The following is a 12291-nucleotide window of genomic DNA, read 5'->3' on the forward strand; positions in this document are numbered from 1 at the left end:
CGTGTGATGAGGAAAGCCTGTCTGGCTTTGCTGCTGGCAGCAAGCGTGACGCCTGCGTTCGCGCAGGACAAGACCTTCGACCTGAAGGTTTCGCACTGGGTGCCGGCGTCGCACCCGCTGCAGAAGTCCCTGGAGGACTGGGTGGCCGCGGTGAACAAGGATTCCGGCGGCACCATCACGGGCAAGGTGTTCCCGGCCCAGCAGCTCGGCAAGGCCTTCGACCATTACGACATGGCGCGCGACGGCATCGCCGACGTCACCTATGTCAATCCTGGCTACCAGCCCGGCCGCTTCCCGATCATCGGCGCCGGCGAATTGCCGTTCCTGATCTCCGACGCCAAGGGCGGCTCGATGGGCCTGGACGCCTGGTATCGCAAATATGCCGAGAAGGAGATGAAGGACGTCAAATACTGCCTCGCCTTCGTCCACTCGCCCTCCTCCTTCCACTCCAAGACCAAGAAGATCGTCATGCCGGAGGACGTGAAGGGCCTGAAGATCCGCCCGGCGCACGCCACCATGGCGAATTTCGTCACCTCGCTCGGCGGCACCAACGTGCAGTCGTCGGCGCCCGAAGTGCGCGACATCATCGAGCGCGGCGTCGCCGACGGCGTCACCTTCCCCTGGGGCTCCCTGGTGCTGTTCGGCATCGACAAGGTGACCAAGTACGACATGGAGGCGCCGCTCTACACCACGACCTTCGTGTTCGTGATCAACAAGGACAAGTACAATGCGATGTCCGACAAGCAGAAGGCCGCGATCGACAAGAACTGCACGGTCGAGATGGCGGGCGCGGTCGGCGAGCATTGGGGCAAGTTCGAGGATGCCGGCATCGACAAGGTGAAGGCGGAATCCGGTCACGAGGTCTACAAGCTGACACCCGAGCAGACCGCCGCCTGGAAGAAGGCCGCCGAGCCGCTGGTGAAGACCTGGGGCGACGGCGCCAAGAAGGCCGGCGCCGATCCGGATGCCGCGCTGAGCGAGCTGAAGGCCTCGCTGAAGAAGTACAACGCGCTGGCGGAGTGAGGCCGCGACGCGATCGGTCTTTCCTCCCCCTCTCCCCGTCCTTACGGGGAGAGGGTTGGGGTGAGGGGCTGCTTTCTACAAAGACGGTGACAGCGCGCTCGCGGAGAGTCCCCCTCACCCGAATTCGAGCTGCGCTCGAATTCGACCTCTCCCCGCAAGCGGGGCGAGGTGAAGTCCGCGGCGAGACCGAGATCAAACAATGAGCTCACACGACGACACACTTCCCATGAAGCGCTCCTGGATGGACCGCATCATCGACACGATCGAATGGATCGCGGCCGGCTTCGTCGGCATCGTCGCGCTCGACATCTTCCTGTCGGTGCTGCTGCGCAACACGCTGAACTATTCGATCCCCGACAGTTTCGACATCGGCCGCATGCTGCTCGGCATCCTCATCTTCTGGGGCATCGCGGCGACCTCCTATCGCGGCACCCACATCACGGTCGACCTCGTCTGGGGCAATGTCGGGCCGCGCTATCAGCGCTGGATCGACGTGTTCGCAACGCTGGTGCTGCTGTTCGTCGTCACGGTGCAGACCTGGACGCTGTTCGACAAGGTGCGCGGCACCTACAACGACAACGTCCAGACCTTCGACATGCATATGCCGACCTGGCCGTTCTTCGCGATCGCCTGGATCGGCGACGTCTCGGCCGTGCTGCTGATCGCGATCCGCACCTACCGATTGATCTTCCATCCCGAAGAGATGCACGACCCCAAGCTGAAGGCGACGGAGTAATCATGAGCACCGATGCCGTTGCCGTTATCGGCTTCGTTTCCCTCTTCGTCCTGATGCTGCTGCGCGTGCCCGTCGGCATGGCCATGGGCCTCGTCGGCGTGTCCGGTTTCGCCTATCTGGTCAACGGAACGGCGGCGCTGAAGCTGGTCGGCCAGACCTCGATGCGCACGGTCACCGACTACACCTTCGGTGTCATCCCGATGTTCCTGCTGATGGGCTCCTTCGTCAGCCATTCCGGCATGAGCCGCGAGCTGTTCCGCGCCGCCAACGGCTTTGTCGGACACTTGCGCGGCGGGCTCGGCATCGCCACCGTCGGTGCCTGCGGCGGCTTTGCCGCGATCTGCGGCTCGTCGGTGGCGACCGCCGCGACCTTCTCCGCGGTCGCCTATCCCGAGATGCGCCGCTTCGGCTATCCGCAGTCCTTTGCGACCGGCGTGATCGCGGCGGGCGGCACGCTGGGGGCGATGCTGCCGCCCTCCACCGTGCTCGCGGTCTACGGCATCATCACCGAGCAGGACATCGGCAAACTCTTCATCGCCGGCATCATTCCGGGCCTGTTGGCGATGACCATGTACATGATCACGATCTTCCTCATCGGATACTTCCGGCCCGACTTCCTGCCCAAGGGCAAGATGTTGCCGTGGCGCGAGCGCTTTGCCGGATTGAAGGACATCTGGGCACCGGTGCTGCTGTTCGTATTCGTGATCGGCGGCCTCTACGGCCTGCCCTTCCTGCCGCGCTTCACGCCGACGGAAGCCGGCGGCGTCGGCGCGGCCGGCGCGTTCATCATCGGCGTCGTCACAGGACGGCTCGACCGCGAGAAGATCCTGGCCTCGCTGCTCCAGGCGACGCGCACCGCGGCCGCGGTGTTCACCGTGCTGATCGGCGCGCTGATCTTCGGCTATTTCCTCACGGTGACGCAGACGCCGCAGAAGGTGACGGAGTTCCTCACCGGGCTCGGCCTCGGCCCCTACGGCGTGCTGGCGCTGATCATGGTGATGTATCTCGTGCTCGGCTGCCTGATGGACGCCATGGCGATGATCATCCTCACCGTGCCGATCATCTTCCCCGTGATCACCCATCTCGGCTTCGACCCGATCTGGTTCGGCGTCATCATCGTCATGACCGTCGAGCTCGGCCTGATCCATCCGCCTGTCGGCATGAACGTCTTTGTCATCAAGAGCGTGGTGAAGGATGTGTCGTTCTCCACCATCTTCAAGGGCGTGATCCCGTTCGTGGCGACGGACCTGATCCGGCTGTTGATCCTGATCGCGTTCCCGCTGCTGGCAACCTGGCTGCCGACGCGGATGATGGCAAATTGACGAGGTGAAGCGATGGCCACACCCATCCTCGAGACCAAATACGTCTTCACCATCACCGCCCGCATCGGCGACGTCGTCACCGCCGGCGAGACCGGGATCGGCGTTCGCCGCATCATTCCGATCATCGGCGGCGAGGTCACGGGTGCGATCACCGGAAAAGTGCTGCCGTTCGGCGCCGACTTCCAGACCATCCGCCCCAACGAGCTGATCGACCTCGAGGCCAAATACGCGTTCGAGACCGACGACGGCGCGACGGTCTATGTCGAGAACAAGGGCCTGCGCTTCGGCCCTGTGGAGCTGCTGCAAAAGCTCAAGCGCGGCGAGCCGGTCGATCCGAAGCTGATCTATTTCCGCACCATGCCGCGGTTCGAGACGGGGCACGAGAAATATCGCTGGCTTATGGAGCACATCTTTGTCGGCTCAGCGGCACGGCATGCGGACCGTGTGGTGATCGACGTGCATCAGGTGATGTGAGCACACACTCCGCCGTCGTCCCTGCGAACGCAGGGACCCATACCGCGTGATCTATCGATTTTGGACGGTCGGTTGTCGAACCAAGAGGCTTCGCCAAACCGCGCCCTGGGGTCATGGGTCCCTGCGTTCGCAGGGACGACACCGGAATTGGAGCAGAATCTTTGCCCATCTGACCGGTACCATCCGCAACTCCCGGGCCGCCCCACCTTGACTCCCCCAAAATTCGTTATAGAACATAACTATTCTGACAAGGACGCAAATGACACAGGGAAACGCCGAGACCGCTGATGCGGGCGCCTCCGGACTACTCCGGATCGAGAGGGCGGACCGGGTTCTGACCGTGGGTCTGAACCGGCCGGCCAAGCGCAATGCGCTCAATGACGGCATCATCCTGGAAATCGGCGAGTGTTTTGCCTCCCTGCCCGAGGACATCGGCGCGGTCGTGATCCACGGCATCGGCGACCATTTCTCCTCAGGCCTCGATCTCTCCGAGCTGACCGAGCATGACGCGACCGGCGGCCTGCTGCATTCGCAGATGTGGCACCGGGTGTTCGACCGCATCCAGTACAGCCGCGTGCCGGTCATCGCCGCGCTGAGGGGCGCCGTGATCGGCGGCGGGCTTGAGCTCGCCTGCGCCGCGCATATCCGCGTCGCCGAGCCCTCGACCTATTTCGCGCTGCCGGAGGGGCAGCGCGGCATCTTCGTCGGCGGCGGCGGCTCGGTGCGGCTGCCGCGGCTGATCGGCGTTGCCCGGATGATGGACATGATGCTGACGGGGCGCGTCTACAGCGCCACCGAAGGCGCCTCCTATGGCTTCGCGCAGTATCTGACCGAGGCCGGCAACGGGCTCGGCAAGGCACTGGAGCTTGCAACCAAGATCGCATCCAACGCGCCGCTGACCAATTTCGCCGTGCTCCAGGCACTGCCGATGATCGCGGAGGCTAACCCTCAAACGGGTCTCTTGATGGAGTCGCTCATGGCGACCGTCGCGCAGAGCGACAAGGAGGCAAAACGCAGGATCCGCGAATTCCTCGAGCACAAGACCGCCAAGGTAAAGCCCAAGTCATGAGCGCGCAGCCGTCCTCTTCGTCCAGCATGGAGCGCGGCGCGAGCACTTCCCCGCTGCGGCCCATTTCGTTCGGCGATCCCGTCGTCAACATCGAGCGGCGCGACGACGGCACGATCTATCTCAGACCCAAGCAGCCGCTCGGTGATTATCCGGTCCGTATCACCGACCGCCTGCATCATTGGGCGGCGACGACGCCGGACCGCGTCTTCATGGCCGAGCGCGACGGCGGCCGCTCCTGGCGCAAGATCACCTATGCCGAGCTGCTTACCGCGAGCCGGCACATCGCATCGAGCCTGATCGCGCGCGGCCTGTCGGCGGAGCGGCCGGTCGTGATCCTCTCCGGCAATTCGATCGACCATGTGCTGCTGGCGTTCGGCGCGTTCTATGCCGGCGTTCCGTTCTGCCCGGTGTCACCGGCCTATTCGCTGGTGTCGAAGGACTACGGCAAGCTGTCTTACCTGATGAGGCTGCTGACGCCCGGCCTCGTCTTCGCCGAGGACGCCGACAAGTTCGCCGATGCGCTCGCGGCCAATGTCTCGCTCGGCACCGAGATCGCCGCGTCCTATGGCCACGTGCCGGGCCGCGACGTCACCCTGCTCGCCGATCTCATGGCGACGCCTGTTCGCAGCGATCTCGACGAGGTTCACGGCAAGATCGGCCCCGATACGATCGCAAAATTCCTGCTGACCTCGGGCTCAACAGGCAATCCCAAGGCCGTCATCAACACCCAGCGCATGATCTGCGCCAACCAGGTGATGCTGCGCGAGACGCTCGCCTTCCTCAAGGACGAGCCGCCCGTCATCATCGACTGGCTGCCCTGGAACCACACCTTTGGCGGCAACCACAATATCGGGCTGACGCTCTACAATGGCGGCTCGATGTATCTGGACGCCGGCAAGCCGGTGCCCGGCGGCATCGAGGAGACCGTGCGCAATCTCCAGGAGATTTCGCCGACGGTCTATTTCAATGTGCCCAAGGGCTATGAATCGCTGCTGCCGTACCTGCGCGACGACCAGGGCCTGCGCGCAAAGTTCTTCGATCGCCTGCACGCGATGTTCTTCTCCGGCGCGGCGCTGTCGCCGTTCATCTGGAACAGCCTCGACGAGCTCGCGGTGAAGGAGAAGGGCTATCGCGTGCCGATGCTGACGGGGCTCGGCGCAACCGAGACCGCGCCGTTCTTCATGTCGGTCAATCCGCGCACCAGCCGCTCCGGCCATGTCGGCCTGCCGGTCTCCGGCAACGACGCAAAGCTGGTGCCGAACAACGGCAAGCTGGAGGTGCGCGCCAAGGGGCCGAACGTGATGCCCGGCTACTGGCGCCAGGCCGACATCACCGCAAAATCCTTCGACGAGGAAGGATTTTACAGGATGGGCGATGCGCTCAAACCGTCCGACCCTGATGATCTCAACGCCGGCTTCGATTTCGACGGCCGCGTCAGCGAGGACTTCAAGCTCGCCAGCGGCACCTGGGTCAGCGTCGGCCCGCTGCGCGCGCGCCTCACCGCGGCCTGCGCGCCGCTGGTGCGCGACGTCGTCATCGCCGGCATCAACCGCGATGAGATATCCGCGCTGGTCGTGCTCGATCTCGACGGCTGCCGCCTGGTCAATCCGACGCTGCCGGCGGACGATCTCGTGGTCGCGACGCGAGACCGGCTGGTGCGCGAGGCTTTTCGCGAGCGCCTGACGCGCTTCCTCAGCCAGGCCACGGGATCCTCGACCCGGATCACGCGCGCGATCCTGATGGACACGCCGCTCTCGATCGACAAGGGCGAGGTCACCGACAAGGGCTCGATCAACCAGCGCGCGGTGCTGGAGCATCGCACCGCGCTGATCGATGAGCTCTACGCTGCCAATCCGTCTGACCGTGTGATATCGGTCGGCTAGAAAATCATCGCCAAAGGAGAACGCCATGTTGTTGAAGGATCAGGCAGCCATCGTCACCGGCGGCGCATCGGGGCTTGGCGCTGCCACCGCGCGAAAACTGGCGGCGCAGGGCGCCAAGGTTGCGGTGTGCGATCTCAATGCCAAGCTCGCTGAAACCGTCGCCGTCGAGATCAAGGGCGTCGCCGTGACCTGCGACGTCTCCGATGCTGCCTCGGCTGAAGCTGCGATCGCGCAGGCGACCAAGGCCCATGGCCCGGCGCGCGTGCTGGTCAACTGTGCCGGCATCGGCGTTGCAAAACGCGTCGTCGGCCGCGACGGCCCGATGGCACTCGCCGATTTCGACAAGGTCATCAAGGTCAATTTGATCGGCACCTTCAACATGCTGCGCCTTGCCGCGACCGAGATGTCCAAGCTCGAGCCGCAGACATCAGGCGAGCGCGGCGTCATCATCAACACGGCGTCGGTCGCCGCCTATGACGGCCAGATCGGCCAGTCCGCCTATTCGGCCTCCAAGGGCGGCATCGTCGGCATGACGCTGCCGATCGCGCGCGAGCTCGCGCAGTTCGGCGTCCGCGTGCTGACGATCGCGCCCGGCCTGTTCCTGACGCCGCTGCTCGCGAACCTGCCGCAGGAAGCGCAGGACTCGCTCGCCGCCGCGATCCCCTTCCCGCGCCGGCTCGGCCAGGCCGACGAGTTCGCCGCGCTCGCGCTACACATGGTCGAGAACGCGTATCTCAACGGCGAAGTGGTGCGCCTCGACGGCTCGCTGCGCATGGCGCCGAAATAAGGCGCGTCAGATGTTCGTGAACCGGCGCGAGGTCCAGATTCAGTGGGGCGATTGCGACCCCGCCAACATCGTCTACTACCCGCGCTATTTCGCGATGTTCGACGATTCGACCTCGACCCTGTTCGAGGTCGCCGGCTTCTCCAAGCAGGATCTGGTCCGCAAATACGGCCTGGTGGGAATCCCCATGGTCGACACGCGGGCCAAGTTCTACATCCCCTCGACCTATGGCGACTGGATCACCATCGAGACGAAGATCGAAAGCATCAAGCGCTCGAGCTTCGAGGTAAAGCACAACGTCTACAAGGGCGAGGCGCTGGCGATCGAGGGGTTCGAGACCCGCGTCCTCGTCGGCCGCGATCCCGTTAACCCCGACAAGCTGAAATCAGCACCGTTTCCGCCGGAGATGGTCGCCAAATTCACGGGAAGCTAAATCGCCGCATCACCAAAAGAGGGGGCTGAATTACCCCCCGATTTCTGCTTTCAAGGAAACACGTCAAGGGAGGAATAGATGAAACGCTTTTACCTGACCGCCGCGATTGCCGCGGCGACGCTCGCCTTGCCGGCGCTGCCAGCGCTGGCCCAGACCGCCGAAATCACCATCGGCATCACCACCACCACGACCGGCCCGGGCGCAGCGCTCGGCATCCCCGAGCGCAATGCGCTGGAGTTCGTGCCGAAGGAAATCGGCGGCGTGCCGCTGAAGGTGATCGTGCTCGACGATGGCGGCGATCCCACCACAGCAACGACCAACGCCCGCCGCTTCGTGACGGAATCCAAGGCCGACATCATCATGGGCTCGGCACTGACGCCGCCGACCATCGCGGTCTCCAACGTCGCCAATGAAGCCGGCATTCCGCATTTTGGCCTGGCGCCGTTCCCGATCACGCCGGAGCGCATGAAGTGGTCGGTGGCGATGCCGCAGCCGATTCCGATCGTCGGCAAGGTGCTGTACGACCACATGAAGTCAAAGGGCGTGAAGACCCTCGGCTATATCGGCTATTCCGACTCCTATGGCGACCTCTGGTTCAACGACCTGAAGGCGCAGGCCGTGCCGATGGGCATGACCATCGTCGACGAGGAGCGCTTCGCCCGTCCCGATACCTCGGTGACCGGACAGGTGCTCAAGCTCGTCGCCGCCAATCCCGACGCGATCCTGGTCGGCGCCTCCGGCACCGCAGCTGCGTTGCCGCAGACCGAGCTGCGCGAGCGCGGCTATCAGGGGCTGATCTACCAGACCCATGGCGCCGCCAGCATGGACTTCATCCGCATCGCCGGCAAAGCGGCCGAAGGCGTGCTGATGGCCTCCGGTCCCGTCATGGACCCCGAAGACCAGCCGGACGAAGCCGCCACCAAGCGGCCGGGCCTCGCGCTGAACTCGGCCTATGAGGCCAAGTACGGCCCGAACAGCCGCAGCCAGTTCGCCGGCCATTCCTACGATGCATTCGAGATCCTCAAGCGCATCATTCCGGTGGCGTTGAAGACGGCCAAGCCCGGCACGCCGGAATTCCGCGAGGCGATCCGCCAGGCGCTGCTGTCGGAGAAGGAGCTCGCGGCGAGCCAGGGCGTCTACAACTTCACCGAAAAGGACCGCTACGGCGTCGACGAGCGCGCCCGCATCCTGCTGACGGTGAAGAACGGCAAGTACTCGCTGGTGAAGTAGGCGTAGCGACAGTTTGAGACGACGAGAGCCGGCCCGATGGGCCGGCTCTTTTTTTTTGGCAGCTGATCGCAAGCCGCTGTCACGGTGTCGCCGCGCCCCCTCTCCCGCAGGCGGGGGAGAGGTTGCAGCGAGCTTGCGGATGCTCCGAGCCTCACGCCGCCTGCTGCAGCGGGGTCCAGGCGAATTCAGGATAATAACTGTCCATCATGCGGTCGACATAGGCCGTGAGGTTCGGAAATCCCTCGGCCCGCTGGCGCAATCCCGACTCGAAGAACGGCGTCAAAATCCCGGCGAGCGCGCCGAAGGCGGTGGCGTCGACGCCGCTGGGCTTGTTGCCCATCAGATAAGCCTTGTCGCCGAGCTGCACCGAGAGCGCGAACAGCGAGCGCACGGCGAGATCGACGTCGTCGTCGGGCGCGTGGCGGCCGAGGCCGGAGAGCAGATAGTTCTCGGCGACCCGGAATTGCGCGTCCTCGCGCAGCTTCTCGCGGTTATGTTCCGGCGCGCCGTCGAAGAAGTGCGACGGGCCCTTGGCAAAATTGACCGGATCGACCCAGCGTGCGCCGACCAGTGCCCAATAGACGTGGTGCTCGATCATGCGCTCGAACGCCCAGGCCTGCGCACGCTCGGCCAGCGACAGGCCGGCGTCGAAATCGAAGCCGTAGCGGCGCTCGATATGGGCGCGGATGAAGGTGGAATCGGCCACCGCCTCGCCGCCATCGTCGATGAAGGGCAGCTGCCCCTTCGGGGACGCGGGCGGCATGGCGCGCTCCTTCCGGTAGGGCAGCCCAGCCATCTTGAGTTGCACCTCGGTCTTGGTGACGAAGGGGCTGATTTCCGGCAGGCCGAAGCCGGTGCCAAAGCCATAAAGCGTGATCATGCGCGTTCTCCTGGTCTACCGAAAACTTGACGGAACCTAGTGCCGGGCTGCTGCCACCATGGTGGCAGCAGCCGTGATATCTTCTGCGAAACGGGCCCCCCGCCAGGCGCGGGCCATGACGTGGCGGACCAGCGCGTCCGCAGCCTGGGTCAGCGAGCGTGCCACCACGCTCGCGAGGGCAAACCGGAGGTCGACGGCCATGAGATCGAGCGAAACGAGGCGGCCGAATGCCGATGCGGACCACGCCTGTGCCCGCAGCATCGGAAGTGCCGGGCCGAAATGGGTTGGAATGATCATGGACAAATCCTCTTCAGTCGATGTGTTGTCCCGGTATAGAACCCCCCTGCTGCCAACATCCTGTCAGCAGCAGCGCGCCGCTTTCTGATCCGATCCCGATAAGAGAATTGTCATGAGACGCGCCGACCGGCTGTTTCAGATCATCCAGGTGCTGAGGCGCACGCGTAAGCCGCTGACGGCGGACGCGATCGCGGCCGAGCTCGAGACCTCCAAGCGCACGATCTATCGCGACATCGCGACGCTGATCGGCCAGCGCGTGCCGATCCGCGGCGAAGCCGGCATGGGCTACATCCTGGAAAAGGGTTTTGACCTGCCGCCCCTGATGCTGACACCCGACGAGATCGAGGCTGCGGTGCTCGGCGCGCAATGGGTTGCGGGGCATGCCGATTCCGCGCTGGCGCGCGCCGCCGAAGACCTGATGGCCAAGATCGCCGACACCGTGCCTGAGCGCCTGCGTCCCTTCGTGCTGGAGCCGGCAAGCCGCGCGCGGCCGAGCTGGAACAGGGAGCCGGATCGCCTCGACATGGTGCGCACGCGCACCCAGATCCACGAAGGCAAGAAGATCATGCTGCGCTATCGCGACGAGCAGGGCCGCCCCAGCGAGCGCATGATCTGGCCGATCTCGGTCGGCTATCTCGAAGCCGTGCGCCTGCTCGCGGCGTGGTGCGAGCTGCGCAGCGACTTCCGCAGCTTCCGCACCGATCGCGTCGTCGAGGCAACCTATCTCGACGAGAAATATCCTGAAAGGCGCGACGTGCTGCGCGCGAGATGGCGGCAGAGCCTGGTCTGGGGCCCGCCAAAGGACACGTGAGGACGATGGAAGAAATCGATCTGTCGAGCTGCTGCCAGAGCTGCGGCGCCTGCTGCGGCTATTCGGAGAACTGGCCGCGCTTCTCGATCGAGAACGACGAGGAGCTTGCAGCGATCCCCGAAGCGCTCGTCAATGCGCGTCAATCCGGCATGCGTTGCGAGGGTGATCGCTGCTCGGCCTTGCAGGGAGAGATCGGCAAGGCGACGGCGTGCGGCATCTATACGGTGCGGCCTGAGGTGTGCCGCACCTGCATGCCGGGCGATGCCGAATGCGCGATGGCGCGGCGGAAGTTCGGGCTTCCGGCGATCGAACCAACTTAAGCCGGAACGGCCTCGTCGATCTCGTCGTCGTCGAGCTCGTCGTCCAGCGGTGCGAGCACCGAGAGCGGCTTGGTCGACAGCGTAATCGGCTTGCGGCCGCCCGACAGCGACGGCGACGATTTGGCCGAGCTCGCACGTGACAGCGCGTAGAGCGTCGAGCCGACGCGACCGCCGTTGTCGATCAGATCGCGCTCGCTGCAGCTTGCAGCGATGGCGACCGCCAGCGAGTGCAGATGGCTGCGGCGATAGCAGAACAGCGCCAGGCGGGCGCGTGCCTCAGGGGAAACACTCTCAACCAGCCTCGGCAGGCCACTCTCGCTGGCGCGATACATCTCGCCAAGGAGCTCGTCGCGAACCGGGCAGAAATCGCTTTCAAAAGCGTCACGGCTTGAAAACATTGCAGTTCTCCCTCGTGATGCGGAAGATGCAGCGCAATTCTCTAATGAAAGGTTAACCACGCTGCCCGGTAGTCACCCGGGGTCCTTGCGCGTGGGCCGCGAATCAGAGGGCGCGGGACTTGGCAGCTTGCCGTCATTCCGGGGCTCGCGAAGCGAGAACCCGGAATCTCGAGATTCCGGGTTCGGTCCTGCGGACCGCCCGGAATGACGGTGTGAGCAGTCAGTTCGCCGCCATGAAGATGGAGAGGCCGAAGCCGGTGAGATGGTGCAGCGCCTGGTCGACACCGATCAGGGTCCAGAACCAGGGATGATGCAGGTCGACACCCAGATTGGCCGAGACGAATCCCTTGGCGCGATCGATGGTGATGTGGATCACGAAGTCGATGAAGGCGACGAACCAGAATCGCGGCGCCACGATCAGGATCAGCGGCAGCGCAACCGCAAGGTGAATCAGGCAGTGCACCAGAAGCGGCAGGGCCCAGCCGTGTTTCTGGTCCTTGCCCTGCGCCATCCAGGCGGTCTGGAGCACGAAATCGGCGATGATGTGCTTGAAGGTGAGCAGCAACATCCAGCCAATGAGCGCTTCGACCGGAACCGCCGATGACATGGGTGGAAACGACAAAGCTGACGC

The 12291-nt window shown here is 64.5% G+C and carries 15 protein-coding genes; 11 read left to right on the forward strand and 4 right to left on the reverse strand.

Going from position 1 to position 12291, the window contains the following annotated elements:
* Positions 1-6: 6 nt before the first annotated feature.
* The 9 genes from BRAGE_RS0133615 (at position 7) to BRAGE_RS0133655 (ending at position 8954) form a co-directional block, all read left to right on the forward strand.
* Entirely contained in the window at positions 7-1023 is a 1017-nt protein-coding gene (locus BRAGE_RS0133615) for a TRAP transporter substrate-binding protein (RefSeq protein WP_027565043.1), read from the forward strand.
* Between the two features lie 226 nt (positions 1024-1249).
* On the forward strand, positions 1250-1759 hold the full coding sequence (locus BRAGE_RS0133620) for a TRAP transporter small permease (protein ID WP_027565044.1): 510 nt from the start codon (positions 1250-1252) through the stop codon (positions 1757-1759).
* 2 nt (positions 1760-1761) lie between these two features.
* The gene (locus BRAGE_RS0133625; RefSeq protein WP_027565045.1) at positions 1762-3081 is read left to right on the forward strand and encodes a TRAP transporter large permease; all 1320 of its coding nucleotides are present in this window, start codon (positions 1762-1764) and stop codon (positions 3079-3081) included.
* A gap of 12 nt (positions 3082-3093) precedes the next feature.
* Positions 3094-3555 (forward strand): DUF3237 domain-containing protein, encoded by a 462-nt coding sequence (locus tag BRAGE_RS0133630; protein WP_027565046.1) that lies wholly within the window; start codon positions 3094-3096, stop codon positions 3553-3555.
* 259 nt (positions 3556-3814) lie between these two features.
* Positions 3815-4624 carry a crotonase/enoyl-CoA hydratase family protein gene (locus tag BRAGE_RS0133635; RefSeq protein WP_011090568.1) on the forward strand — a complete coding sequence of 270 codons (810 nt, stop codon included), beginning with the start codon at positions 3815-3817 and terminating at the stop codon, positions 4622-4624.
* The gene (locus BRAGE_RS0133640; RefSeq protein WP_027565047.1) at positions 4621-6507 is read left to right on the forward strand and encodes a feruloyl-CoA synthase; all 1887 of its coding nucleotides are present in this window, start codon (positions 4621-4623) and stop codon (positions 6505-6507) included. Before BRAGE_RS0133635 ends, BRAGE_RS0133640 begins: the two co-directional genes overlap by 4 nt.
* Positions 6508-6532: 25 nt before the next feature.
* Positions 6533-7294, forward strand: coding sequence for an SDR family NAD(P)-dependent oxidoreductase (locus tag BRAGE_RS0133645; protein ID WP_027565048.1), 762 nt, complete (start codon positions 6533-6535; stop codon positions 7292-7294).
* A 10-nt stretch (positions 7295-7304) separates the two neighbouring features.
* Positions 7305-7724 (forward strand): acyl-CoA thioesterase, encoded by a 420-nt coding sequence (locus tag BRAGE_RS0133650; protein ID WP_027565049.1) that lies wholly within the window; start codon positions 7305-7307, stop codon positions 7722-7724.
* Between the two features lie 78 nt (positions 7725-7802).
* Positions 7803-8954, forward strand: coding sequence for an ABC transporter substrate-binding protein (locus tag BRAGE_RS0133655; protein WP_027565050.1), 1152 nt, complete (start codon positions 7803-7805; stop codon positions 8952-8954).
* A gap of 151 nt (positions 8955-9105) precedes the next feature.
* Here the strand turns inward: BRAGE_RS0133655 and BRAGE_RS0133660 are convergent, their stop codons facing one another.
* Both BRAGE_RS0133660 and BRAGE_RS0133665 read right to left on the reverse strand, forming a co-directional pair.
* Entirely contained in the window at positions 9106-9834 is a 729-nt protein-coding gene (locus tag BRAGE_RS0133660) for a glutathione S-transferase family protein (protein WP_027565051.1), read from the reverse strand.
* A gap of 36 nt (positions 9835-9870) precedes the next feature.
* Positions 9871-10131, reverse strand: coding sequence for a hypothetical protein (locus tag BRAGE_RS0133665; RefSeq protein WP_027565052.1), 261 nt, complete (start codon positions 10129-10131; stop codon positions 9871-9873).
* Between the two features lie 112 nt (positions 10132-10243).
* On the opposite strand from BRAGE_RS0133665, the gene BRAGE_RS0133670 reads away from it, so the two are divergent.
* A complete protein-coding gene (locus BRAGE_RS0133670; protein WP_027565053.1) occupies positions 10244-10942 on the forward strand; it encodes a helix-turn-helix transcriptional regulator in 699 nt (232 codons plus the stop codon).
* A 5-nt stretch (positions 10943-10947) separates the two neighbouring features.
* On the forward strand, positions 10948-11262 hold the full coding sequence (locus BRAGE_RS0133675) for a YkgJ family cysteine cluster protein (RefSeq protein ID WP_027565054.1): 315 nt from the start codon (positions 10948-10950) through the stop codon (positions 11260-11262).
* Here BRAGE_RS0133675 and BRAGE_RS0133680 read toward each other — a convergent pair.
* Positions 11259-11660 carry a hypothetical protein gene (locus BRAGE_RS0133680; RefSeq protein ID WP_027565055.1) on the reverse strand — a complete coding sequence of 134 codons (402 nt, stop codon included), beginning with the start codon at positions 11658-11660 and terminating at the stop codon, positions 11259-11261. The two genes, BRAGE_RS0133675 and BRAGE_RS0133680, sit on opposite strands and share 4 nt — an antisense overlap.
* A gap of 220 nt (positions 11661-11880) precedes the next feature.
* Positions 11881-12228: a DUF3307 domain-containing protein gene (locus BRAGE_RS0133685; protein ID WP_051378573.1), complete on the reverse strand. Its 348-nt coding sequence runs from the start codon at positions 12226-12228 to the stop codon at positions 11881-11883.
* Positions 12229-12291 lie beyond the last annotated feature (63 nt).

Source organism: Bradyrhizobium genosp. SA-4 str. CB756 (genome assembly GCF_000473125.1).
Lineage (GTDB): Bacteria > Pseudomonadota > Alphaproteobacteria > Rhizobiales > Xanthobacteraceae > Bradyrhizobium > Bradyrhizobium arachidis.

What these genes read in the sequence shown, in the direction of transcription:
- BRAGE_RS0133630 (WP_027565046.1), top strand. Translation starts at nt 3,094, where the DNA reads ATGGCCACACCCATCCTCGAGACCAAATACGTCTTCACCATCACCGCC.
- BRAGE_RS0133640 (WP_027565047.1), top strand. Translation starts at nt 4,621, where the DNA reads ATGAGCGCGCAGCCGTCCTCTTCGTCCAGCATGGAGCGCGGCGCGAGC.
- BRAGE_RS0133680 (WP_027565055.1), bottom strand. Translation starts at nt 11,660, where the DNA reads ATGTTTTCAAGCCGTGACGCTTTTGAAAGCGATTTCTGCCCGGTTCGC.
- BRAGE_RS0133620 (WP_027565044.1), top strand. Translation starts at nt 1,250, where the DNA reads ATGAAGCGCTCCTGGATGGACCGCATCATCGACACGATCGAATGGATC.
- BRAGE_RS0133615 (WP_027565043.1), top strand. Translation starts at nt 7, where the DNA reads ATGAGGAAAGCCTGTCTGGCTTTGCTGCTGGCAGCAAGCGTGACGCCT.
- BRAGE_RS0133635 (WP_011090568.1), top strand. Translation starts at nt 3,815, where the DNA reads ATGACACAGGGAAACGCCGAGACCGCTGATGCGGGCGCCTCCGGACTA.
- BRAGE_RS0133665 (WP_027565052.1), bottom strand. Translation starts at nt 10,131, where the DNA reads ATGATCATTCCAACCCATTTCGGCCCGGCACTTCCGATGCTGCGGGCA.
- BRAGE_RS0133670 (WP_027565053.1), top strand. Translation starts at nt 10,244, where the DNA reads ATGAGACGCGCCGACCGGCTGTTTCAGATCATCCAGGTGCTGAGGCGC.
- BRAGE_RS0133660 (WP_027565051.1), bottom strand. Translation starts at nt 9,834, where the DNA reads ATGATCACGCTTTATGGCTTTGGCACCGGCTTCGGCCTGCCGGAAATC.
- BRAGE_RS0133685 (WP_051378573.1), bottom strand. Translation starts at nt 12,228, where the DNA reads ATGTTGCTGCTCACCTTCAAGCACATCATCGCCGATTTCGTGCTCCAG.
- BRAGE_RS0133650 (WP_027565049.1), top strand. Translation starts at nt 7,305, where the DNA reads ATGTTCGTGAACCGGCGCGAGGTCCAGATTCAGTGGGGCGATTGCGAC.
- BRAGE_RS0133625 (WP_027565045.1), top strand. Translation starts at nt 1,762, where the DNA reads ATGAGCACCGATGCCGTTGCCGTTATCGGCTTCGTTTCCCTCTTCGTC.
- BRAGE_RS0133655 (WP_027565050.1), top strand. Translation starts at nt 7,803, where the DNA reads ATGAAACGCTTTTACCTGACCGCCGCGATTGCCGCGGCGACGCTCGCC.
- BRAGE_RS0133645 (WP_027565048.1), top strand. Translation starts at nt 6,533, where the DNA reads ATGTTGTTGAAGGATCAGGCAGCCATCGTCACCGGCGGCGCATCGGGG.
- BRAGE_RS0133675 (WP_027565054.1), top strand. Translation starts at nt 10,948, where the DNA reads ATGGAAGAAATCGATCTGTCGAGCTGCTGCCAGAGCTGCGGCGCCTGC.